At 59.9% G+C, this 23,082-nt stretch carries 21 protein-coding genes; 9 read left to right on the top strand and 12 right to left on the bottom strand.

Going from position 1 to position 23,082, the window contains the following annotated elements:
• Window positions 1-86 precede the first annotated feature (86 nt).
• Genes PspCFBP13508_RS09265 through PspCFBP13508_RS09275 form a run of 3 tightly spaced genes read right to left on the bottom strand, consistent with a single transcriptional unit; the run spans window position 87 to window position 3,065 of the window.
• Entirely contained in the window at window positions 87-383 is a 297-nt protein-coding gene (locus PspCFBP13508_RS09265; RefSeq protein WP_137214277.1) for a winged helix-turn-helix domain-containing protein, read from the bottom strand.
• Window positions 384-401: 18 nt separating this feature from the next.
• A complete protein-coding gene (locus PspCFBP13508_RS09270) occupies window positions 402-896 on the bottom strand; it encodes a M48 family metallopeptidase (protein ID WP_137214278.1) in 495 nt (164 codons plus the stop codon).
• 45 nt (window positions 897-941) lie between these two features.
• A complete protein-coding gene (locus tag PspCFBP13508_RS09275; RefSeq protein WP_137214279.1) occupies window positions 942-3,065 on the bottom strand; it encodes an EAL domain-containing protein in 2,124 nt (707 codons plus the stop codon).
• A gap of 312 nt (window positions 3,066-3,377) precedes the next feature.
• Here PspCFBP13508_RS09275 and PspCFBP13508_RS09280 point away from each other — a divergent pair, with 312 nt between their 5' ends.
• A complete protein-coding gene (locus PspCFBP13508_RS09280) occupies window positions 3,378-4,046 on the top strand; it encodes a polysaccharide lyase family 7 protein (protein WP_122748171.1) in 669 nt (222 codons plus the stop codon).
• Window positions 4,047-4,709: 663 nt separating this feature from the next.
• The gene (locus PspCFBP13508_RS09290; protein ID WP_137214280.1) at window positions 4,710-5,057 is read left to right on the top strand and encodes a hypothetical protein; all 348 of its coding nucleotides are present in this window, start codon (window positions 4,710-4,712) and stop codon (window positions 5,055-5,057) included.
• Window positions 5,058-5,270: 213 nt separating this feature from the next.
• Here PspCFBP13508_RS09290 and fba read toward each other — a convergent pair whose 3' ends face one another.
• The 6 genes from fba to tkt all read right to left on the bottom strand — a co-directional run bounded on the left by fba (window position 5,271) and on the right by tkt (window position 11,622).
• On the bottom strand, window positions 5,271-6,335 hold the full coding sequence (gene fba, locus PspCFBP13508_RS09295) for a class II fructose-bisphosphate aldolase (RefSeq protein ID WP_008081027.1): 1,065 nt from the start codon (window positions 6,333-6,335) through the stop codon (window positions 5,271-5,273).
• A gap of 263 nt (window positions 6,336-6,598) precedes the next feature.
• Complete coding sequence (locus PspCFBP13508_RS09300) at window positions 6,599-6,931, bottom strand: MliC family protein (RefSeq protein ID WP_137214281.1); 333 nt, start codon at window positions 6,929-6,931, stop codon at window positions 6,599-6,601.
• Between the two features lie 57 nt (window positions 6,932-6,988).
• Window positions 6,989-7,210 (bottom strand): hypothetical protein, encoded by a 222-nt coding sequence (locus PspCFBP13508_RS09305; protein WP_137214282.1) that lies wholly within the window; start codon window positions 7,208-7,210, stop codon window positions 6,989-6,991.
• Between the two features lie 34 nt (window positions 7,211-7,244).
• Window positions 7,245-8,408, bottom strand: coding sequence for a phosphoglycerate kinase (locus tag PspCFBP13508_RS09310; protein WP_137214283.1), 1,164 nt, complete (start codon window positions 8,406-8,408; stop codon window positions 7,245-7,247).
• Between the two features lie 12 nt (window positions 8,409-8,420).
• A complete protein-coding gene (gene epd, locus PspCFBP13508_RS09315) occupies window positions 8,421-9,473 on the bottom strand; it encodes an erythrose-4-phosphate dehydrogenase (RefSeq protein WP_130911661.1) in 1,053 nt (350 codons plus the stop codon).
• Window positions 9,474-9,624: 151 nt separating this feature from the next.
• Complete coding sequence (gene tkt / locus PspCFBP13508_RS09325) at window positions 9,625-11,622, bottom strand: transketolase (RefSeq protein ID WP_024014622.1); 1,998 nt, start codon at window positions 11,620-11,622, stop codon at window positions 9,625-9,627.
• 259 nt (window positions 11,623-11,881) lie between these two features.
• Between tkt and PspCFBP13508_RS09330 the strand changes: the two genes are divergently transcribed.
• The 4 genes from PspCFBP13508_RS09330 (at window position 11,882) to PspCFBP13508_RS09345 (ending at window position 16,476) form a co-directional block, all read left to right on the top strand.
• A complete protein-coding gene (locus PspCFBP13508_RS09330; protein ID WP_130911658.1) occupies window positions 11,882-12,877 on the top strand; it encodes a metalloregulator ArsR/SmtB family transcription factor in 996 nt (331 codons plus the stop codon).
• A gap of 18 nt (window positions 12,878-12,895) precedes the next feature.
• A complete protein-coding gene (metK, locus tag PspCFBP13508_RS09335) occupies window positions 12,896-14,086 on the top strand; it encodes a methionine adenosyltransferase (protein WP_024014624.1) in 1,191 nt (396 codons plus the stop codon).
• A 220-nt stretch (window positions 14,087-14,306) separates the two neighbouring features.
• Window positions 14,307-15,983: an NAD-dependent DNA ligase LigB gene (gene ligB / locus PspCFBP13508_RS09340; protein WP_137214285.1), complete on the top strand. Its 1,677-nt coding sequence runs from the start codon at window positions 14,307-14,309 to the stop codon at window positions 15,981-15,983.
• Between the two features lie 97 nt (window positions 15,984-16,080).
• A complete protein-coding gene (locus PspCFBP13508_RS09345; RefSeq protein ID WP_016772779.1) occupies window positions 16,081-16,476 on the top strand; it encodes a DUF1090 domain-containing protein in 396 nt (131 codons plus the stop codon).
• A 166-nt stretch (window positions 16,477-16,642) separates the two neighbouring features.
• Here PspCFBP13508_RS09345 and PspCFBP13508_RS09350 read toward each other — a convergent pair whose 3' ends face one another.
• The gene (locus PspCFBP13508_RS09350; RefSeq protein WP_137214286.1) at window positions 16,643-17,092 is read right to left on the bottom strand and encodes a cytochrome c; all 450 of its coding nucleotides are present in this window, start codon (window positions 17,090-17,092) and stop codon (window positions 16,643-16,645) included.
• Between the two features lie 128 nt (window positions 17,093-17,220).
• Between PspCFBP13508_RS09350 and PspCFBP13508_RS09355 the strand changes: the two genes are divergently transcribed.
• On the top strand, window positions 17,221-18,405 hold the full coding sequence (locus tag PspCFBP13508_RS09355; RefSeq protein ID WP_137214287.1) for a murein transglycosylase A: 1,185 nt from the start codon (window positions 17,221-17,223) through the stop codon (window positions 18,403-18,405).
• A gap of 114 nt (window positions 18,406-18,519) precedes the next feature.
• Here the strand turns inward: PspCFBP13508_RS09355 and PspCFBP13508_RS09360 are convergent, their stop codons facing one another.
• Window positions 18,520-18,903: an MAPEG family protein gene (locus PspCFBP13508_RS09360; RefSeq protein WP_039757593.1), complete on the bottom strand. Its 384-nt coding sequence runs from the start codon at window positions 18,901-18,903 to the stop codon at window positions 18,520-18,522.
• Between the two features lie 332 nt (window positions 18,904-19,235).
• Between PspCFBP13508_RS09360 and PspCFBP13508_RS09365 the strand changes: the two genes are divergently transcribed.
• Together PspCFBP13508_RS09365 and PspCFBP13508_RS09370 are read left to right on the top strand one after the other, a co-directional pair.
• Entirely contained in the window at window positions 19,236-20,405 is a 1,170-nt protein-coding gene (locus tag PspCFBP13508_RS09365) for an MFS transporter (RefSeq protein WP_071173880.1), read from the top strand.
• Between the two features lie 309 nt (window positions 20,406-20,714).
• Window positions 20,715-21,980 carry a sodium:proton antiporter gene (locus PspCFBP13508_RS09370; RefSeq protein WP_137214288.1) on the top strand — a complete coding sequence of 422 codons (1,266 nt, stop codon included), beginning with the start codon at window positions 20,715-20,717 and terminating at the stop codon, window positions 21,978-21,980.
• On the opposite strand, the gene PspCFBP13508_RS09375 is transcribed toward PspCFBP13508_RS09370, so the two are convergent.
• The gene (locus PspCFBP13508_RS09375) at window positions 21,981-22,868 is read right to left on the bottom strand and encodes a formate/nitrite transporter family protein (RefSeq protein ID WP_137214289.1); all 888 of its coding nucleotides are present in this window, start codon (window positions 22,866-22,868) and stop codon (window positions 21,981-21,983) included.
• Window positions 22,869-23,082 lie beyond the last annotated feature (214 nt).

A 23,082-nucleotide genomic window follows, 5' to 3' on the forward strand; every position in this document is an offset into this window, starting at 1 on the left:
AGCATTCGCTCACGTCGGTGAAATTTTACAATTTCCCCCGATCGGCTCCCTCTCCCTCTGGGAGAGGGCTGGGGTGAGGGGCTTTTTCAGGGATACTCAAGAACAGCCTTGATCTGCCGCAAATTGCGTTCGATCCACCCGCGATCAATCGCACCCCAATCGCGAATCCGATAGCGCCCGGCATGATTGCGCGCGCCCTCCTCCTGCTCGAATTCACAAACGATATCCAGATCGGCCAGCGCGGCAATTGTGTCCTGCGCCGTGCGTCGGGGCATGCCGGTGACTTCGGTCAACGTCGGCACACTCGGCGCCAGGCCGCTATCGATTAGATAAGCCACGTACAAACGGCGATAGAAACTGCTTTTGGTCTTGCTGACGTCCATCCACACCTTCCTGATTGGTCAAGCCTGCATATCCCGCCACGTCAGGTACACGCGCAGATCGAACTCGATCTGGTGATACCCCGGCAGCATGTGCTCGCACAGTTTATAGAACGCCTTGTTGTGATCCGATTCCTTGAAGTGCGCCAGCTCGTGCACCACGATCATCTTCAGAAAATCCGGCGCGGCGTCCTTGAACAGCGCGGCGATGCGGATTTCCTTGTTGGCCTTGAGCTTGCCGCCCTGCACCCGCGAGACTGTGCTGTGCAGGCCGAGCGCGCGGTGGGTAAGGTCGAGGCGGTTGTCGAACAGCACTTTGTCGATGGCCGGCGCATTGCGCATGTACTGCTGCTTGAGATCCAGCGCGTAACTGTACAAGGCCTTGTCGCTCTGCACGTCATGTCGCCCCGAATAGCGTTGATCGAGGTAATCACCCAGCCGCCCTTCGGCAATCAGTTGACGCACCTGATCCTGCAATTGCGCGGGGTAGGCCTGGAGGTACTTCAACACAGTCATGGACGGGCAGCACGGTTCGAAAAAAGGTGCGCCAGTGTAGCGAATTCAACCGGGCAACGCGCTCCAGTCAAACGGTTCAACGAAGCTGACCGCGTCTTCGGCGATCAACGGCCGCGCGACGAGGAAGCCCTGCACGTATTCGCAGCCATGGGCTTGCAGCCACTGATATTGCTCGAGGGTTTCCACCCCTTCGGCAATCACCAGCAGACTGTATTGCTTGCACAGGTCGAGAACCATGCGCACCAGCGCCGCATCGCGTGGCGAGTCCGGCAGGCGCGCGATCAGGTGGCGGTCGAGCTTCAGCGTGTCCAGTTCCAGATCGCGCAGATGCGTCAGCGAGCAAGGCCCGGAACCGAAATCATCCAGTGCCACACGCACCCCGAGATGACGCAGCAAGCGTAGTTGCTTGCGGGTTTCGTCGGGGTTTTGCATCAACGCTTCTTCGGTGACCTCGACTTCCAGTTGCTGCGGTTGCAGCGCATGGCGTTCCATGACCTGACGCAATTCGGTGACCAGATTCGGCAGGCCGAACTGGGTGTTGCTCAGGCTCACGCCGAGCACCAGATCTTCGGCGAACAAGGTTTCCCAGGCTTTGCGCTGGCCGGCGCCACGGTGATAGATCCAGCTGCCGAGGCGACTGATCAAGCGCGCCTCTTCCAGCAACGGCAGAAACAACCCCGGCGGCACATCGCCGACGCTCGGGTGCTGCCAGCGCAGCAACGCTTCGAACCCACGGATCTGTCCGCTGCCGATCGCCACCTGCGGCTGATAGACCAGATTGAAATCACGATTCTCGATAGCCTCGCGCACGCTGTCTTCAAGCATCAGACGCGAACGCGCGCGGCCGTTCATTTCATGATCGTAGAAGCGATATTGCTGACGCCCGGCACGCTTGGCTTCGTACATGGCAATGTCCGAAGCGCGCAGCAAGCCGTCGAGGTTACGGCCACAGTCGGGATAAGTAGCGATGCCGATACTGGCGCCAAGGACGATATCCAGGCCTTCGATCTGCTGACAGACCGATACCCGTTCGATGAGTTTTTCGGCAATCTTCGCCGCTTGCTCGGGGAACTCCAGATCCAGCAGCGCGGTAAATTCATCGCCGCCCATGCGCGCGAGAATATCGAACGGCCGCAGGCACGCCTTCAATTGTTCGGAGACCCAACGCAACACGCGGTCGCCGGCGTCATGGCCGAGGGAATCATTGACCCGTTTGAAGCCGTCGAGATCGAGGTAGAGCAGCACCCAGCTGCTGTCGCTGCGTTCGCCGCGCAACAACAGGTTTTCCACGGTCTGGTAGAACCCGCGCCGGTTGAGCAGCCCGGTCAGCGGATCGGTCACCGCCTGGAACTCTAGTTGCTGGTGCAAGTGACGCACCACCGACATGTCCAGCACCGTCACCACCATCGCGTGCTGCTCCGAGGGCAGCGGCGCGCAGGACAATGCCACCGGCACTTGCTGCCCCGGCGCAGTACGCAACAACGCATCATGCAGGCGCAGGGTTTCACCGCGCAGGTAACCGGCGTAGAACTCGGAATCGGCCCACAGGGGAATGTGTGGCTTCTGCAGGAAATCGAGAAACTCCTTGCCTTCCAGATCCTTCACCGGCGCATTGAGCAGTCGCGAAATCGCCGGGTTGGCAAAGCGGATCACGCCGTCCTCGCTCAATACCAGAATGCCTTCGGCGGCGTTGTCCAGCACCGAGGCATTGAAAGCGCGCGCCACTTCCAGGTCATGACTCAGGCGTTGCAAGGCACGGCGATTGCGCTGGTGCTCGAGCAGCGCCTGGACCTTGGGCTTGAGGATTTGCGGATCGAACGGCTTGAACAGGTAATCCACCGCGCCACTGGCATAGCCCTTGATCACGGCATCCTGGGATTGCTCGTTGGCGGTGAGGAAAATGATCGGTGTCAGCCGCGTACGCTGGCTGCCGCGCATCAACCGTGCGACCTCGAAACCGTCCATGCCGGGCATCTGCACATCGAGCAGGACCAGGTCGATGTCGTGTTCGAGCAAAAGGTTCAGCGCCTCGAAACCCGAGGCGGCGGTCATCACGTGCCAATCCTGACGCTGCAGCAACGCGCGCATGCTGATCAGGTTTTCGGGGTAATCATCGACGATCAAAAGGACCGAGCTGCCTTCACCTGGCTGGGGTTGCGCGCATTCCATGCTGCTTCTCTTATCGGGACCGGTTGCCGGCAAAACCATAGACGTACTGAGCCTTCACTCTAGTCGCGGATGCCGCAAAGCAGAAGCTGTCGTCACGCCATCATTTGGCCAATGTTCCGTCGAGCCGACTAACGGTCACCGCCACAGCCCCCGAAAACCGGGCGGGATGGCATTTCGACAGGACTTTGACGTCAACTAATCGCCGGACGGGCATTAACAAAAAATGCCGCTACGCTTATAAAGACGCCCGAAAACGCGCGGGCTAGAGCTTCTGGCACCGGCGTTCCGGATGAATTGATTGGAAGAACCGTCATGATCGACCTCGCAACCTGGAACCTCAGCGTTCCTGTTGGCAGCCCGCCGTACACCGTCGAAACCTCAAAACTGGTGGATGGCTTCAAGGATCAGTACTTCCATTCCGACACCGGAACCCTGTTCTTCTGGTCACCGGTAACCGGCTCGAAAACCGAAAACGCCATCTACCCTCGTACCGAATTGCGCGAAACCTACAGCAACGGCACCCTGCGCAACTGGTACTACCCGGACGCCGACAACCTGCTGCGCGCCACCCTCGCGGTGAACAAAGTGCCGAGCTCGGGCAAGATCGTCATCGGCCAGATCCACGCGTATGAGAGCCAGCGGCCGATGGTCAAGCTCGAATACCAGTACAAGGAAAAAACCCAGACCGGCAATCTGGTGATCAAAGTGCGCATGCGCCCGGACGACGCCGAAAGCCGCGTCATCACCCTCGCCACCGGCATCAAGCTCGATCGCGAATTCAACTACCTGATCCACCTGAGTCCTGGCGGCGCGTTGGGCGTTAGTGCAGCAGGGTATCAGTGGGATTCCCAGATCAGCGCGACCTGGCGCGACAAGCCGTTGTACTTCAAGGCTGGGGTTTATGTGCAGGACAACACTGGCTACACCAGTGAAGGTGGGCAGGTGACGTTTACCAAACTGGATATTGATCACGACAAATAGCTTACGTCCTCCTGTAAGAGCCACTGCGGGCTACGATCTTTTGATTGTTTTGGATGCTGAAAAGACAAATCGAAAGATCGCACCTCAGCGAGATCGGATTGACCTTCAAAATCCTTTCTGCATCACCGGACGTTCAATAACCGGATCTACAGCTCGGCGATCACAAAAAAAATAATACAGCGGAAGCCGTGATTACCGTTCTACCATCTAAGGACCAAGTCAAGAACTGCTCCTTTTTTTCTTGTAGTCAGACAATGCTCGACCATCGTCGAGCTGTTTGCCAGCAAAAATCAGGCGTTGCTGATCGGGTGAAATACCCTCTTTATCTTGAATTTTTGCTTTTACGTTTTCTATGGTGTCCAACGGCTCAGCATGCACCAGACCTATTGAATAATGTTAAATAGCATCTATGACCTTCATCGACAAAGGGACCGATAAAGGGGACACGCCGATACATCGAACTCCTCCAGTAACCCCGCAGATTATTTCACTGGCTCATCTCACAGATCAAAAAATTAAGTCCGCATGCATCATCCATAGCTAAAGATTATAAACAACTGTCATTTATATCAGGTTACCTGCGAGCCTTTCTTGCCTAACCTCATGAACGCAACAGGAGACAACCTATTTGACTTTAATACTCGAATGCAGAAGGTGAACATTATGAAAACTTACAATGGCTTCGTATTCAACGCTAGTGAGCAACATGCCGCCACACTCAAATTTGACGATCTAGGCCAGCAAAACGGCAATATAAGTAAAGGCTACATGGACTATTGCGGACTCGATTTTATCGTCACTGGCACCTATACAAAACCCACCAGGTCTTTTAATCTTCAAGCGAAATCAGATGCCACGAAAAGAGATGAGCTTAACCATGGCCCAAGCTCTCTCTCGATCAAGATGAAATCGTCTGACGGGACCGACAGCTACTTGGAAGGTACGGTTAAAGTTGAATCAGGTGGGCCGAATGTCGGCCAGACCTACGGAATCAAATTCACAAGAAGCTGACTTTTTTATTACCGACAAAAATGGATAAATCAGTTAACCTCAACGTTTATCTCATCCTTCCGATGACGCGGATAGATCGCCTCCAGCGAGATCTGCTGAGTCTTCGAAGCATTATAAATTGCTCTTACTTTAAATCACTTCGTCAGGCGTAATATTTGCCGACAAAAAACCCGCCTATCGGCGGGTTTCTTTTAATCAGCTCAACACTCAGGCTTAGTTGACCTTGGCGTTCAACTCACCCTTCAGATAACGCTGGTACATCGCTTCCAGCGAGATCGGTTTGATCTTCGAAGCATTACCGGCAGTACCGAACGCTTCATAACGCGCGATGCACACGTCACGCATTGCGGTCACGGTGGCGCCGAAGAATTTACGTGGGTCGAATTCGCTCGGGTTGGTGGCCATCAGACGGCGCATGGCGCCGGTGGAGGCCAGGCGCAGGTCGGTGTCGATGTTGACCTTGCGCACGCCGTGCTTGATGCCTTCGACGATTTCTTCAACCGGGACGCCGTAGGTTTCTTTGATGTCGCCGCCGTACTGGTTGATGATCGCCAGCCACTCTTGTGGCACGGAGGACGAACCGTGCATCACCAGGTGAGTGTTCGGGATGCGCTTGTGGATTTCCTTGATGCGGTCGATCGCCAGCACGTCGCCGGTGGGTGGCTTGGTGAACTTGTAGGCGCCGTGGCTGGTGCCGATGGCGATGGCCAGGGCGTCGACCTGGGTGCGCTTGACGAAGTCAGCGGCTTCTTCCGGGTCGGTCAGCATCTGGCTGTGATCCAGAACGCCTTCGGCGCCGATGCCGTCTTCTTCACCGGCCATACCGGTTTCCAGCGAACCCAAGCAGCCCAGCTCGCCCTCTACCGAAACGCCGCAGGCGTGGGCCATGGCCACGGTTTGTTGGGTAACGCGGACGTTGTAGTCGTAGTCGGTCGGGGTCTTGCCGTCTTCGCCCAGCGAGCCGTCCATCATCACCGAGCTGAAGCCCAGTTGAATCGAACGCTGGCAGACGTCAGGGCTGGTGCCGTGGTCCTGGTGCATGCACACCGGGATGTGCGGGAATTCTTCGATCGCGGCCAGGATCAGGTGACGCAGGAATGGCGCGCCGGCGTATTTGCGGGCGCCGGCCGAAGCCTGGACGATCACCGGGGAGTCAGTCTTGTCAGCGGCTTCCATGATGGCGCGCATCTGCTCAAGGTTGTTGACGTTGAAAGCTGGAACGCCGTAGCCGAACTCGGCTGCGTGGTCCAGCATCTGGCGCATGCTGATAAGTGCCATTGTGTGTGTCTCTCCCGGTTGAGGGTCGTTGATCGTGCCAGCCTGCCGGAGCGGCGGCGGCTATTCAAGTTAATGCAGATCGGGGGTTGAGGCCCGGTCTGGTGATTCGGTGTTACCAAAACTGTGTGAACAACAGAGAACCCCTGTGGGAGCGAGCCTGCTCGCGAAAGCGGTCTGACAGACACTGCATCATCGACGGCAAGATTGCTTTCGCGAGCAGGCTCGCTCCCACATTTGGATCTTTGTACATCAATTCAATCGTGTTACTCGGCCTTGCAACCACGGCCAATCAGGTCATTGGTGGCGACCCAGTACACCAGGCCTTCGTCACCCTTGACGTGAAACGCCAGCATGCCATCGCTGTACAGCGTGCCCGAGGCGCCCGGCTCTTCTTTCAGGCGATAGACCTGATCACCGCCGCCGAGGCGAACGTCGACTGCCTTCTGGCCGGCATCGGCGTAACGCCACAACACCTTGGCCTGGCTGTCGCAGGTCCAGGTCGTCCAGTTGTCTACCGGGGCCGACGACTGAAACAGGTTCAACTGCGCGCAACCACCCAACAATGCCAACGCCGCAACGGCGATCAAGCCTTTCATCCGTGTTCCTCGACTGACGACGCATGCCGCCAGCCCTGAGTTAAAGAGTCAGACCCGTCAAGGACAACCATGTTCCTTGGCCGGGGTTTGCGTCTCGTATTTGTCCAGGCCGTCCGGACCCGAGCGTTTGTTCAGCACCGGGTTGGTTTCGGCCTGCCAGTCGGCCTGATAACAGCCCTTCTGCGATTCGCTCGGTGCTGGCGTCGCGTCGGCCTTAGGGGTGCTCCCGCAGGCCGCCAGCGTACCGGTCAGCAACAACAGCGCTAACGACTTGACCATGTGAACACTCCTTTGCCTGGCCAAACGGGCGGCCTCAGGCCTTGGCCCGGCTTTCCAGGACTTCAACGGCGGGCAGCACCTTGCCTTCGACGAATTCGAGGAACGCGCCACCACCGGTGGAAATGTAGGAGATCTGCTCAGCCACGCCATATTTATCGATCGCCGCCAGGGTGTCGCCACCGCCGGCAATGGAGAATGCCGAGCTTTCAGCGATAGCCTGGGCCAGCACTTTGGTGCCGTTACCGAACTGATCGAACTCGAACACGCCAACCGGGCCGTTCCACAGAATGGTTTTCGACGACTTCAGCAGTTCGGCGAAGTTGGCTGCAGTTTGCGGGCCGATGTCGAGAATCATGTCGTCTGCCGCCACGTCAGCGATCAACTTGACGATCGCTTCAGCGCTTTCGGCAAATTCCTTGGCGACCACGACGTCAACCGGCAACGGCACGCTGACTTTCGCCGCGATTTCACGGGCGGTGTCGAGCAGGTCCGGTTCGTACAGCGATTTGCCAACCGGGTGGCCGGCGGCCGCGAGGAAGGTGTTGGCGATGCCGCCGCCGACGATCAGTTGATCGCAGATCTGGCTCAGGCTGTTGAGTACGTCGAGCTTGGTCGAGACCTTGGAGCCGGCAACAATGGCCGCCATTGGCTTGGCCGGTGCGCCCAGGGCTTTGCCCAGTGCGTCCAGTTCAGCGGCCAGCAACGGGCCAGCGGCAGCGACTTTGGCGAACTTGGCTACACCATGGGTCGAACCTTCGGCGCGGTGAGCAGTGCCGAAAGCGTCCATCACGAACACGTCGCACAGGGCCGCGTATTGCTGGGCCAGGTCGTCGGCGTTCTTTTTCTCGCCCTTGTTGAAGCGCACGTTTTCGAACAGCACGATGTCGCCAGCCTTGACCTCGACACCGCCGAGGTAGTCAGCCACCAGCGGCACTTCGCGGCCGAGCGCCTTGCTCAGGTAGTCGGCAACAGGTTTCAGGCTGTTCTCGGCGGAGAATTCGCCTTCGGTAGGACGGCCCAAGTGCGAGCAGACCATCACTGCCGCGCCTTTTTCCAGGGCCAGCTTGATGGTCGGCAGCGAAGCCAGGATGCGCGCGTCGCTGGTGACAACACCGTCCTTGACGGGGACGTTGAGGTCTTCGCGGATCAATACGCGCTTACCTTGCAGATCGAGGTCGGACATCTTCAACACGGTCATGGGTCGCACTTCCTACGGTTTTTTTGAAGTTGCTGTTTGCAGATAGTGGTCTGCAACGTCCAGCATTCGGTTGGCAAAACCCCATTCGTTGTCGAACCAGGCCAGGATGTTCACCAGTTTGGGGCCGGAGACACGGGTCTGACTGGCATCGACGATGGCCGAATGTGGGTCATGGTTGAAATCACAGCTGGCGTGCGGCAACTCGGTGTAGGCCAAAAGGCCTTTGAGCGGGCCGCTGGTGGCGGCTTCGCGCAGGATCCGGTTGACCTCATTGGCGTCAGTCGCGGTGGCGGTCTGCATCGTGATGTCGAGGCAGGACACGTTGACTGTCGGCACGCGCACGGCTTTGGCCTGAATTCGCCCGGCAAGTTCCGGCAGCAGGCGCTCGATACCGCGTGCCAGACCAGTGGACACCGGGATCACCGACTGGAACGCCGAACGCGTGCGGCGCAGGTCTTCGTGGTGATAAGCGTCGATCACTGGCTGATCGTTCATTGCCGAGTGAATCGTGGTGATCGACACGTAATCCAGACCGATCGCCTGATCGAGCAGACGCAGCAGCGGCACGCCGCAGTTGGTGGTGCAGGAGGCGTTGGACACCAGCAGTTCATCGCCGGTCAGGCAGTCCTGATTGACGCCGTAGACGATGGTGGCGTCGACATCCGCTTCGCTGGCCATCGGCTGCGAGAACAGCACGCGCGGTGCGCCGGCGTCGAGAAACCGCTGGCCATCGGCACGGGTGTGGTAAGCGCCAGAGCACTCAAGCACCAGATCGACGCCCAGCGACGCCCAATCGATGCCTTCAGGGGTGGCACTGCGCAAGACCTTCACGCAGTCGCCATTGATATGCAGACAATCGCCCTCAACCCGCACTTCGCCGGGAAAGCGGCCGTGGGTGGAGTCGAAGCGTGTCAGGTATTCGATGCTGGCCATGTCGGCCAGATCGTTGATCGCGACAATTTCAAACCCGGCCTGCGCGCCGCGCTCGAACAACGCCCGCAAGACGCAACGACCAATGCGGCCGTAGCCGTTGAGTGCAACTTTGTAGGGACGCGGTTGAGGCATGGGGTTCTCGATTACCGTGGTGAATCATGCAGTGCGATATTGCCTGAACCAGCGCTTTCGCGAGCAGGCTCGCTCCCACATTGGAATGCATTTCCCTGTGGGAGCGAGCCTGCTCGCGAAGGCGTCAGCCCGGACAACATAACTGTCAGATTTAGTCTTCCAGCAGCTCTTCAGCCTGACCGAGGATGTTTTCCAGGGTAAAGCCGAACTCTTCGAACAATGCCGAAGCCGGCGCCGACTCACCGTAGGTGGTCATGCCGATCACACGACCTTCCAGACCCACATACTTGAACCAGAAATCGGCATGGGCGGCTTCGATGGCGATACGTGCACTGACCTGCAACGGCAGAACCGACTGCTTGTACTCCGCATCCTGAGCATCGAACGCGCTGGTGCAAGGCATCGAGACCACGCGAACCTTGCGGCCTTGCTCGGTCAGTTTGTCGAAGGCTTGAACCGCCAGACCGACTTCCGAACCGGTGGCGATCAGGATCAGCTCAGGCTCGCCTGCGCAATCCTTGAGCACATAACCGCCACGGCTGATGTTGGCAATCTGGCCAGCGTCGCGTTCCTGATGTTGCAGGTTCTGCCGCGAGAAGATCAGCGCCGACGGGCCGTCCTTGCGTTCCAGAGCGTTCTTCCAGGCCACTGCCGATTCCACGGCATCGGCTGGACGCCAGGTGTCGAGGTTCGGCGTGCTGCGCAGGCTGGTCAATTGCTCGATTGGCTGGTGCGTCGGGCCGTCTTCGCCCAGACCGATGGAGTCGTGGGTGTAGACGTGGATCACGCGCTTCTTCATCAAAGCCGACATACGTACGGCGTTGCGTGCGTATTCCATGAACATCAGGAACGTCGCGCCGTAAGGCACCAGACCGCCGTGCAGGGCGACGCCGTTCATGATCGCGGTCATGCCGAACTCGCGCACGCCGTAGTACATGTAGTTGCCGCTGGCATCTTCAGCGCTGACGCCTTTGCAGCCTTTCCACAGGGTCAGGTTGGAGCCGGCGAGGTCAGCCGAACCGCCGAGCATTTCCGGCAGCAGCGGGCCGAAGGCGTTGAGGGTGTTCTGGCTGGCTTTGCGGCTGGCTATGGTTTCGCCCTTGGCCGCGACTTCGGCGATGTAGGCCGAGGCTTTTTCCGAGAAGTCGGCCGGCAGCTCGCCGCTCAGACGGCGGATCAGCTCGTTGGCTTCAGTCGGGAATGCAGCGGAGTAAGCGGCGAAACGCTGATCCCACTCGGCTTCGACCGCGCGGCCAGCTTCCTTGGCGTCCCACTCGGCATAGATCTCGGCCGGGATTTCGAACGGGCCGTGGTTCCAGTTCAGCGCCTGACGGGTCAGGGCGATTTCCGCGTCACCCAGTGGGGCGCCGTGGCAGTCTTCCTTGCCCTGCTTGTTCGGCGAACCGAAACCGATGGTGGTCTTGCAGCAGATCAGGGTCGGCTGGGCGCTCTTGCGCGCGGTTTCGATGGCGGTCTTGATCTCTTCCGGATCGTGGCCGTCGACGTTGCGGATCACCTGCCAGTTGTAGGCTTCGAAACGCTTCGGCGTGTCATCGGTGAACCAGCCTTCGACTTCGCCGTCGATGGAAATGCCGTTGTCATCGTAGAAGGCGATCAGCTTGCCCAGGCCCAGCGTGCCGGCCAGAGAGGCGACTTCGTGGGAAATGCCTTCCATCATGCAGCCATCACCGAGGAACACATAGGTGTGGTGGTCAACGATGTTGTGGCCGGGACGGTTGAACTGCGCGCCCATGACTTTTTCCGCCAAGGCGAAACCGACGGCGTTGGCCAGGCCCTGACCCAGCGGACCAGTGGTGGTTTCAACGCCCGGGGTGTAACCGAATTCCGGATGGCCTGGAGTGCGGCTGTGCAGTTGACGGAACTGCTTGAGGTCGTCGATCGACAGGTCGTAACCGGTCAGGTGCAGCAGCGAGTAGATCAACATCGAGCCGTGGCCGTTGGACAGCACGAAGCGGTCACGGTCGGCGAACGACGGGTTGCTCGGGTTGTGCTTGAGGTAGTCGCGCCACAGCACTTCGGCAATATCTGCCATACCCATAGGGGCACCGGGATGGCCGCTGTTGGCTTTTTGCACGGCATCCATGCTGAGGGCACGAATGGCGTTGGCACGCTCACGACGGCTAGGCATCGCTGATCTCCTGGGTGTGAATAGACTGAAACGGAAAAAAGGAGGGCATTTTCCCTCACCCATGCGCCTCGGGGCAATGACAGATAGTCATCGGCAGGCGTTTTTCCAATCGATAGCACAGGTTTCGCTTGGTGAAACCTTTCCGCTATTCGTTTGTAGAGACTACCGTGCGCTGAGAAGTGCCATTTATCGAGCAATATCAAAACTTTTTGATATTGGCCTTGCGGTGCCTTGCCCCCGTCTCTAGACTGCCAGCCCTATGAACTTACGCGTGCCTTCCATTCGCCATGACGATTGCGACGAGCTGGCGGCCCTGTGCAAGGCCGGCGGCGATCCGCTGCGGCTGAATGTATTGCGCGCGCTGGCCAACGATTCGTTTGGCGTGCTGGAGCTGGCGCAGATTTTCGGCATCGGCCAGTCGGGCATGAGCCATCACCTCAAGGTGCTGGCGCAAGCCGATCTGGTGGCGACACGCCGTGAGGGCAACGCGATTTTCTATCGTCGCGCCCTGCCACACAGCGAATTGCTCGGCGGCAAGCTGCATGCGGCATTGCTGGAAGAAGTCGACAATCTGCATCTGCCTGATGAAGTGCAAGCGCGCATCGAGCAGGTTCATGGTCAGCGTGCCGCCGCCAGCCGGGACTTTTTCGCCCGGGTCGCGGAAAAATTCCGTGCCCAGCAGGATTTGATCGCAGGCCTGCCGCAGTACCGTGACAGCGTGCTGGCGCTGCTCGACAAACTGAACTTCGATGGTGCAGCCACGGCCATTGAAGTCGGCCCCGGCGATGGTGCTTTTCTGCCGGAACTGGCCCGTCGCTTCGGCACCGTAACCGCGCTGGACAACAGCCCGGCGATGCTCGAACTGGCGCGTCAGGTGTGTGAACGTGAACAGCTGGCTAACGTCAGCCTGCAATTGGCCGATGCATTGAACGGCACAAGCCTTCAAGCCGATTGCGTGGTGTTGAACATGGTCCTGCACCATTTCGCCGCCCCGGCCGATGCGCTCAGGCACATGGCCGACTTGCTGCAACCGGGCGGTAGCCTGCTCGTGACAGAGTTATGTAGCCACAACCAGAGTTGGGCCAGGGAGGCCTGCGGTGATCTCTGGTTGGGGTTTGAACAGGACGATCTGGCCCGTTGGGCCACCGCTGCGGGACTCGTTCCCGGGGAAAGCCTCTATGTAGGCTTACGTAATGGTTTCCAGATCCAGGTTCGCCACTTTCAGCGACCGGCTGGCGACACTCACCATCGGTAAATTCAGGAAAACATCGAGATGAGCGAATACTCCCTCTTCACCTCCGAGTCCGTGTCTGAAGGACATCCGGACAAAATCGCCGACCAGATTTCCGATGCGGTGCTGGACGCCATTATTGCCCAGGACAAACACGCTCGCGTGGCCGTGGAAACGCTGGTCAAGACCGGCGTGGCCATCGTTGCCGGTGAAGTGACCACCAGCGCCTGGGTCGACCTGGAGCAGATCGTTCGTGACGTGATCTGCGACATCGGCTACACCAGCTCCGAAGTCGGCTTCGACGGCGCGACCTGCGGCGTGATGAACATCATCGGCAAGCAGTCCCCTGACATCAACCAGGGTGTTGACCGCGCCAAGCCTGAAGATCAGGGCGCCGGCGACCAGGGCCTGATGTTCGGCTACGCCAGCAACGAAACCGACGTTTTGATGCCAGCGCCGATCACCTTCTCGCACCAGCTGGTGCAGCGTCAGGCTGAAGCACGCAAGTCGGGCCTGCTGCCTTGGCTGCGTCCGGATGCCAAGTCGCAAGTGACCTGCCGTTACGAAGGCGGCAAGGTTGTCGGCATCGACGCTGTTGTTCTGTCGACCCAGCACAACCCGGAAGTCTCGTACAAAGACCTGCGCGAAGGCGTGATGGAGCTGATCGTCAAGCACGTACTGCCTGCCGAACTGCTGAGCAAGGACACCCAGTTCCACATCAACCCGACCGGCCAGTTCATCATTGGCGGCCCGGTAGGTGACTGCGGTCTGACCGGTCGCAAGATCATCGTCGACAGCTACGGCGGCATGGCCCGTCACGGCGGCGGCGCGTTCTCCGGCAAGGATCCATCGAAGGTTGACCGTTCGGCTGCCTACGCTGGCCGTTACGTGGCCAAGAACATCGTTGCAGCCGGCCTGGCCGAGCGTTGCGAGATTCAGGTTTCCTACGCGATCGGTGTGGCCCAGCCTACGTCGATCTCGCTGAACACCTTCGGCACCGGCAAGATCAGCGATGACAAGATCATCAAACTGGTGCGTGAAGTGTTCGACCTGCGTCCATACGCAATCACCACCATGCTCGACCTGCTGCACCCGATGTACCAGGAAACCGCAGCCTACGGCCACTTCGGCCGTGCACCGCAGACCAAGACCGTTGGCGAAGACAGCTTCACCACGTTCACCTGGGAAAAAACCGACCGCGCCGACGCCCTGCGTTCCGCCGCTGGCCTGTAAAACCCTGGCTGCATGAAAGCCCCGCACGGTTCGCGCCGTGCGGGGCTTTTTCATGCCTTACAGATTTTTGAGATCCCTGTGGGAGCGAGCCTGCTCGCGAAGGCGCCCGCCCATGCAACGTCAATTCAGAATCCGGAAACACCTCGAAAAACACCCTCGGTAACGCATTTCGAATCCTCACCTACCCTTCAAGCATCACCCCCGAGCAAGGACGCTCACAATGCTCTTCACACTGCGCCTGTTGCTGGCCTTCCTGCTGGCACTCATCACCCTCGTCAGCCAAGCCAACTGCCCGAACTGGGATCTTTCCCAAGCCCAACGCGAAATCACCGCCCTGCAAAACCGGATCGACCAATGGGACGACGCCTATCACCTCGAAGGCCGCTCATTGATCAGCGACGAACTCTATGACCAGTCCCAGCTACGGCTGAAAGAATGGCAAGCCTGTTTCAACCAACCCTCATCCCCGCAGCCGTTGCGCACCGCGTCCGGCCCGGTCACCCACCCCATCGCCCACACCGGCCTGGACAAGCTGCACAAAGCCGAAGACGTCGCCCACTGGTTGCGCGATCGCCAGAACGTCTGGGTGCAGCCCAAGGTCGACGGCGTGGCTGTCACGCTGATCTACCGCCAGGGAATATTGCAGCAGGCGATCAGTCGCGGTGACGGGGTCAACGGCCAGGACTGGACCGCCTCCGCCCGCAGGATTGCAGCCATTCCGCAACGTTTGAGGCAGCCACGGGATCTGCTGGTGCAAGGCGAACTCTATTGGCGCCTGAACGCACATGTTCAATCACAGTCCGGCAGCGTCAATGCCCGCGCCACCATCGCCGGGCTGATGGGGCGCAAATCCCTGGATGCCGACCAGGCCGCCGGGATCGGTCTGTTTGTATGGGACTGGCCGCAAGGTCCTGTGCGGCTGCCGGAAAGATTGTCCGAACTTCAGACATTGGGGTTCGCCACAACCGAGCCCTTTACACAGCCCGTCAGCCGATTCGAAGACGCACAAAAATGGCGCGAGCACTGGTATCGCTCGCCCCTGCCCTTTGCCAGCGACGGCGTGGTGCTGCGTCAGAGCCAACGGCCACCTGCCGAACGCTGGCAGGCTCGCGCGCCGTATTGGGCGATAGCCTGGAAATACCCGTTCGCCCAGGCACTGGCCGAGGTGCGCAAGGTCAATTTCAAGATCGGCCGCACCGGGCGGATTACGCCGGTGCTGGAACTACTGCCAGTCAGACTCGATGACCGCGAAATCAAACGGGTCAGCGTCAGCTCGCTCAAGCGCTGGCAAACCCTCGACATTCGCCCCGGCGATCAGGTGGCAATCAGTCTGGCCGGGCTGACCATTCCGCGCCTGGACAGTGTCGTGCTGCGCACCAGCGAACGGGCAGACATCAGCATTCCCGATGTCGGCGATTACCACGTACTGAGCTGCTGGCAACCGACGCCGGGGTGTGAAAGCCAGTTTCTCGCGCGTCTGACCTGGCTCGGTGGCAAGCAGGGCCTGGCCATGCAACATGTCGGGCGTGGCACCTGGGAGAAACTTTTGGAAACAGGCCGTCTGAAACACCTGCTGGATTGGCTGACCCTCGATGCGTCAGAGCTTGCTAACATTGCCGGCCTCGGCGAGCGCAGCAGCGCACGTTTGATCCAGAGTTTTGAGGGCGCGCGGCAACAGCCGTTCGCTCGATGGTTGAAAGCGCTGGGCATGCCGCCGACCGGACAGGCACAACTGGACGATTCGTGGCAGGCCCTGGCACAACGCGACACTGAACAATGGCAGGCAGAAGCCGGCATCGGCCCGGGACGCGCGGCGCAACTGAGCGCATTCTTTCGCGACCCGCAGGTACTGGCTTTGAGTGAAACCCTGAAAGCCGCCGGAATCGACGGCTTCTGAACCTGCAATCCCCGCCCGGCGGGAACCCAACGGCCGGCCAGACGCTCCAACAGCGCAGTGCCCTCCCACCCCGATTGCCTTTGCACATGGAGCTTTTATGAAATTTCTCGCACCGCTCGCCCTGCTTACTCTTTGCGGCGTCATGGCCGCTCCGGTCATGGCCGAGGAAGACGGCCCGGGCCTGACCGGTTGCGCTGCCAAGAAGCAGGGCATCATCAATCAGATCGAACAGGCCAAGTCGCGCGGCAACATGGAGCAGCAGGCAGGCCTGGAAACCGCACTGCGTGAAGTCAATGAACACTGCACCGACGCCGGGCTGAAAAAAGAACGTGAGAACAAAGTGCTTGAGGCCAAGCATGAGGTGAGCCAGCGTCAGGCGGACCTCGACAAGGCCATGAAGAAAGGCGATCCGGAGAAGATCAACAAGCGCAAGGAAAAGCTCGCCGAGTCGCGCAAGGAACTGCAGGAAGCACTGGACGAAATCGATAAGTAACCGAAGCCCCTGTGGCGAGGGGATTTATCCCCGTCCGGCGGCGAATCCGTCGCAAATTCGGCTAGTCCGGTCTGACTGAAAAAACTCGGTTGTATGGTTTTGGGGCTGCTTCGCAGCCCATCGGGGATAAATCCCCTCACCACAAGGCACTCAGCAGCTTCAGGAATCAATGATCGCGAAACTCTTTATGGCAAGCACTGCAGGCATCTTCAACTTTCTGCACTGCCGGCCCAAGATTGCTGGCCTTGTACGGCTGAACCTGACTGGCGACCACCAATTCACCGGTGGCTGTCTCGAGGGCGCGGGCCAGTTCCTGAAAACGCGCCTGTTTTTGCCAGACATCGTCCTTGGCGCTGGTGTGATCTTCCTCGCGCACCTGCGGAAAATGCTTCCACGGCTCATGGGCCAACGCATCAAGTCTGACCGCGCCCTCGGCAAATTTCGGCCCGTCGAAGGCAATGCGCCCGCGCAACATGCCGCCGAGGTCTTCGCTGGTCTTGAGCATCTGCTTGAAGATCGCCTTGCGTTGACCCAGCGGCGAATTCGGGTCGACACCGCCGCAGGCGGACAAAGCCAGGCAGGCCAGCAATACAACAGCAATGGGTTTCAGAGTCATGGTGGCTTCAGGTCGCGGAAATCGGCGACCAGTATCCTCGGCTCACCGCCAAACACCAATAGCCCTATTAAAAATACGGGTTGGTCGAGCGCATGGAGCACTCGGCCAACCGGCACAGGAATCACTCCATGAACAGCCGCTTCACGGCCTGGCGTCACCCGCTTATCGTCACCCTTCCACTGCTCGCCATCCTCGCCGGTTGCACAGGCGGCGACAGCGCCAAACCGAAAACCCATGCGCTGGCCACTTATTCCAGCGCGACCTGGGAAGCGTTGCCAGCGGTCTCCGACAGCGATCTGGTCGCCGGTTTCGGCTCGTGGCGCAGCGCCTGCACACGACTCAAATCCGACGCAGTCTGGGGGCCGACCTGCGCTGCGGCGGCGAATGTGCCGCAAAGCGCCGCCGAGATTCGTGCATTCCTCAAGCAGAATCTCGATGTCTACGGCCTGCGCGCCGAGAACGACAACCCCAACGGTCTGATCACTGGCTACTACGAACCGGTGTACCCCGGCAGCCTGACGCCCACCGCAACGGCGAACGTGCCAGTGTATGGCGTGCCGGAAGACATGATCATCGTCTCGCTCGACAGCATCTATCCGGAACTGAAAGGCAAGCGCCTGCGCGGCCGTCTCGAAGGTCGCGTGCTCAAGCCTTACGACGACGCGGCGACCATTGAATCCAAAGGCGTGAAAGCGCCAGTGGTCGCCTATCTGACTGATCCAATGAATCTGCAATTCCTGCAGATTCAGGGCTCGGGCCGGATTCAGACCGAGGACGGCAAACAATTGCGCATCGCCTACGCCGATCAGAACGGCCACCCGTATCGCCCGATCGGTCGCTGGCTGGTCGAGCAAGGCGAGCTGAAGAAAGAAGACGTGACCATGACCGCAATCAGCGACTGGGCCAAGGCCAACCCGACGCGCATCCCGGAACTGCTGGCCAGCAACCCGAGCTACGTGTTCTTCACCCGCAACCCGGACAGCAACGAAGGCCCACGCGGCTCGCTGAACGTGCCGCTGACCGCCGGCTACAGCGCGGCGGTGGATCGCAAGGTGATTCCGTTGGGCAGTCTGTTATGGCTGTCGACCACCAAACCGGATGGCACCCCACTGGTGCGCCCGGTCGCGGCGCAGGATACCGGCGGCGCGATTGCCGGCGAGGTGCGCGCGGATCTGTTCTGGGGCACGGGTGATGCGGCCGGACAACTGGCCGGGGACATGAAGCAGCAGGGGCAGATCTGGATGCTCTGGCCCAAAGGGGCGGCGTTGCCGCAGGTCCCGCAGGTGGCGGATACACCGAAGCAAAAGTCTTAGGTTCTTCGTGGCCTGATCCATCGCTTTCGCGAGCAGGCTCGCTCCCACATCTGGAATGCATTTCCATGTGGGAGCGAGCCTGCTCGCGAAGAGGGCGGCAGCAACAGCCGATAATCAGATCGACACAAAGAAAAACGAAGCAATCAGCCCCATCCCGATAAACCACACCACCGAACGCAGTGCTGCCCAGTCAGCCAGGTAGCAGATGATGTACAGCAGGCGACTGGTGATAAACAGCACGGCCAGCACATTGACCGTCACCAGCTGCGCAGTGCCGACCAGGTGGGCAACGATCACCGCAGCGGCAAACGCAGGCGTTACTTCAAAGCTGTTCAGTTGCGCGGCGTGGGCGCGACGGGCGACGCCATCGACGCTGTCGAGAAAGTCCCGTGGATCGTAATTGTCCTTGAGGCGGAAACCGCCGGTGGCCTTCGCCACGATCGTGCACACGTACGGCAGGAAAATCGCGATCAACACACACCACAGAGCCACTGTCATAACGTCGTCCTTTTTTCGATTGGAGAAATTGGCGAGCGATCAGAAATTCATCACCAGCATGCCGATCAGCACCTGCCCACAGGCTAAGAGCCGCGCCCGGCAGAAAGGTTCTTTCAGCTGGATATAACACGGCACTTCCAGCGCGCCGTCGATTAGTCAGATTATTGATTCGCCATGTGTCAGCAGCTGTTTATACTGCAACCCACCACGCCGTACTCAGCTGCACACCAAAAAATTCCAATAAAAGCTGCCTGCTCCGCTTTCTTCGAAAACGGTCGCTGGCACGCGTATGCCTGATCAAAGCGTCAAGACTACCGACAGAGACCTTGCGCATGCCCCTCGCTTTGCTTGCACTCGCCGTTGCCGCGTTCGGCATCGGCACCACCGAATTCGTCATCATGGGCCTGCTGCCCGACGTTGCCCGCGATCTGGCGGTAAGCATTCCTCATGCCGGGCTGCTGATCACCGGTTACGCCCTGGGCGTGGTGTTCGGCGCACCGATCCTGGCGATCGGCACCGCCAATATGCCGCGCAAAGCGACACTGCTGGGCATGACGCTGATGTTCATCCTCGGCAACGTGCTCTGCGCGCTCGCGCCGAACTACGCGACGCTGATGGCGGCGCGGGTGGTCACGGCGCTGTGTCACGGGGCGTTTTTCGGCATTGGCTCGGTGGTTGCCGCCGGCCTGGTGGCGCCGAACAAACGCGCGCAAGCCATTGCCATGATGTTCACCGGCCTGACCCTGGCCAACGTCCTCGGCGTGCCATTGGGCACAGCGCTGGGCCAATACGCTGGCTGGCGCTCGACCTTCTGGGCGGTGTCGGTAATCGGCATTGTCGCCGCGCTGGCGCAATGGTTGTGGTTGCCGAAACACATCGCGATGGACAAGGCCAATCTCGCCAGCGAATTCAAGGTGCTGGGCAAGGCCAACGTGCTGCTGGCCCTGGGCATGAGCGTGCTGGCCTCGACCAGCCTGTTCAGCGTGTTCACCTATATCGCGCCGATTCTGCAAGACATCACTGGCGTCAGCCCCCACGGCGTGACGGTGATGCTGCTGTTGTTCGGCGTCGGCCTGACAGCGGGCAGCATGCTCGGCGGGCGTCTGGCCGACAGCCGCTTGCTGCCATCGCTGGTCGGCGTTGCGCTGGCAGTCGTGGTGATTCTCGCGGCGTTCAGCCAGACCAGCCGCGCGGTGATTCCGGCGGCGATCACCCTGGTGCTGTGGGGAATTTTCGCCTTTGCGCTGTGCCCGATTCTGCAGCTGTTGATCATCGATCAGGCGCACGAAGCGCCGAATCTGGGTTCGACGCTGAACCAAAGCGCGTTCAATCTGGGCAACGCAGCAGGTGCCTGGATTGGCGGGCTGGTGGTTGCCAGCGGTGCGGATTTGGCGGACCTGCCGTGGACCGGGGCGCTGGTTGGCGTGCTGACGGTGCTGACGGCGCTGTTGTTCATTTACCTGCAACGTCGGCGGGCGAGTGCGGTCAATGTGTCTGGCTGATCGTGGTGTGTCGGATAGAGCCCTCACCCTAGCCCTCTCCCGAAGGGAGAGGAGACTGATCGGGGGATGCTCGATACCCACGCCGACTTGAACGTGCATTGCTGAATCCATAATCGACCCGATCGTCCAGGTCGATGCACCTCGCCAGACACCTCGGTCGGCTCCCTCTCCCTCTGGGAGAGGGCTGGGGTGAGGGGCTGCTGGGCGTGACGCGCAATTCGAATGTGCCCTCAGTCAACCCCGCCCCATCAAACCCCTGCGTCCAGACTCCGGTCGCGCTCCATTCACTCTCCATCCAAAGGACCCCGGATGCTTGAACTCGTCGCCGCTTTCATCTGCCTCACCACCCTCCTGACCTTCGTCAATTTCCGCTTTATCGGCCTGCCGCCGACCATCGGCGTGATGGTTACCGCCCTGCTGTTCTCACTGCTCCTGCAAGGCCTCAGCGTCCTCGGCTTCCCCGGTCTGGAAGACCGCGTGCAACAACTGATCGGCCAGATCGACTTCGGCGATCTGCTGATGAACTGGATGCTCTCGTTCCTGCTGTTCGCCGGCGCCCTGCACGTCAACTTGAATGACTTGCGCAGCTACCGTTGGCCGATCGGCCTGTTGGCGACCTTCGGCGTGTTGATCGCCACCGTGGTGATCGGCAGCCTCGCCTTCTACATTTTTGCCCTGTTCGGCTGGCACGTGAGTTTCCTCTACTGCCTGTTGTTCGGCGCGCTGATCTCTCCGACCGACCCGATTGCCGTGCTCGGCGTGTTGCGTACCGCCAACGCTTCGAAACCACTGAAAACCACCATCGTCGGCGAATCACTGTTCAACGACGGCACGGCGGTGGTGGTCTTCACTGTGCTGCTGGGCATCGCGCAACTGGGCGAAACCCCGACCGTCAGCGCCACGGCCATGCTCTTCGTCCACGAAGCGATTGGTGGTGTGTTGTTCGGCGGGCTGATCGGTTATCTGGTCTATCGCATGATCAAAAGCATCGAGCAGCACCAGATAACCGTAATGCTGACCCTGGCCCTGGTAATCGGCGGTTCGGCGATGTCCACCGAGCTGCACGTCTCGGCGCCGATCGCGATGGTGGTCGCCGGGCTGATCATCGGCAACCTGGGGCGCAACCTGGCGATGAACGACATGACCCGGCGCTACCTCGACGGTTTCTGGGAGTTGCTCGATGACATGCTCAACGCGCTGCTGTTTGCGCTGATCGGCATGGAGTTGTTGCTGCTGCCGTTCAACTGGCTGCACATGGCCGCTGCAGGTCTGCTGGCGGTGGCGATTCTGCTGTCGCGCCTGCTTACCGTGGCCCCGGCGATCCTCTTGCTGCGTCGCTGGCGCTCAGTGCCGGCTGGCACCATCCGCATCCTCACCTGGGGCGGTTTGCGCGGTGGTGTGTCGGTGGCACTGGCTCTGGCCCTGCCGCTGGGCCCGGAGCGCGACCTGCTGCTGAGCATCACCTACATCGTCGTGCTCTCGTCGATCCTGCTGCAGGGCCTGACCATCGGCAAACTGGTCAAGCACGCGACGCGCAACGAGCCGGCCAGCGTGGCTGAGCCAGCCCACCACTGATCATTTCTTGATCGACTGCGGATCGGGCTCAACAGCCTGATCCGCAGACTCCTTCGGCGCACCGCTTTCACTGCGAATCTGCGCATGGCTGATCAGCGCGAAGATGAAGCTGCCGCCAATGATGTTCCCCGCCAGCGTAGGTCCGGCGAACACCGCCCAGAAATCACTCCACGGCAACTCGCCGGCAAACACCAGATAGGACACTTCCGCCGATCCGACGACGATGTGGGTGAAATCGCCCAGTGCCATGAAGTAGGTGATGAGGATGATGATCCACATCTTCGCGCTCTCCATGGACGGGATCATCCAGACCATGGTGGCGATCATCCAGCCGGAAACAATGCCCTTGGCGAACATCTGACTGGCGCTGTGCTCCATGACCTTACGGCCGATTTCGAGGAAGGCGACGTCGGTCTTGCTGTCGAAAATCGGCAGTTCCAGCATCACGTACGCCACCAGAATCGTCCCGCAGAGGTTGCCGACCAATACCACTGTCCACAGACGGATCAGGCGCAGGAAATTCTTCAGCGTCGGCCTGGTCATCACCGGCAGCACGGCGGTCAGGGTGTTTTCGGTGAACAGTTGCTGGCGCGCGAGGATGACCGCGAGGAAACCGGCGCAGTAGCCGAAACTGGCGATCACCTTGAATTCGTCGCCGTCGGGCAGGCGCGAATTGAGCAATCCCATGCCCATCAGCGACAGGCCCATGGTCAACCCTGCCGCCAGCGCCGACCACCACAGCGCGGCAATGCTGCGCTCCAGTTCCTGATCGCCCTGAGTGCGGATGATTTCATGCAGAACGGCCGCGCGCGGCGGCTGGCTCTTTTCGACCTCGTGCTGCTCCTTGGCCGAGAGGTCGGGGGTCTTGTCGCTGGTGGGGGTGGTCATGGCGTGGCAACCGGTGGGGGGGGATGTAGCTACGACCGTTGCGCTTGGGAATACGTTCTGTAGGCGCGGCGCAAATCTCTGCATGCACACCAATCCAGGGTAGGAGCTGCCGAAGGCTGCGATCTTTTGATTTTGATTTTCAGAAACAAGATCAAAAGATCGCAGCCTTCGGCAGCTCCTACAGGCACAGGTGATTCCTGTGGGAGCGAGCCTG

The sequence above is a fragment of the Pseudomonas sp. CFBP13508 genome (genome assembly GCF_005233515.1).
GTDB lineage: Bacteria > Pseudomonadota > Gammaproteobacteria > Pseudomonadales > Pseudomonadaceae > Aquipseudomonas > Aquipseudomonas mercuritolerans.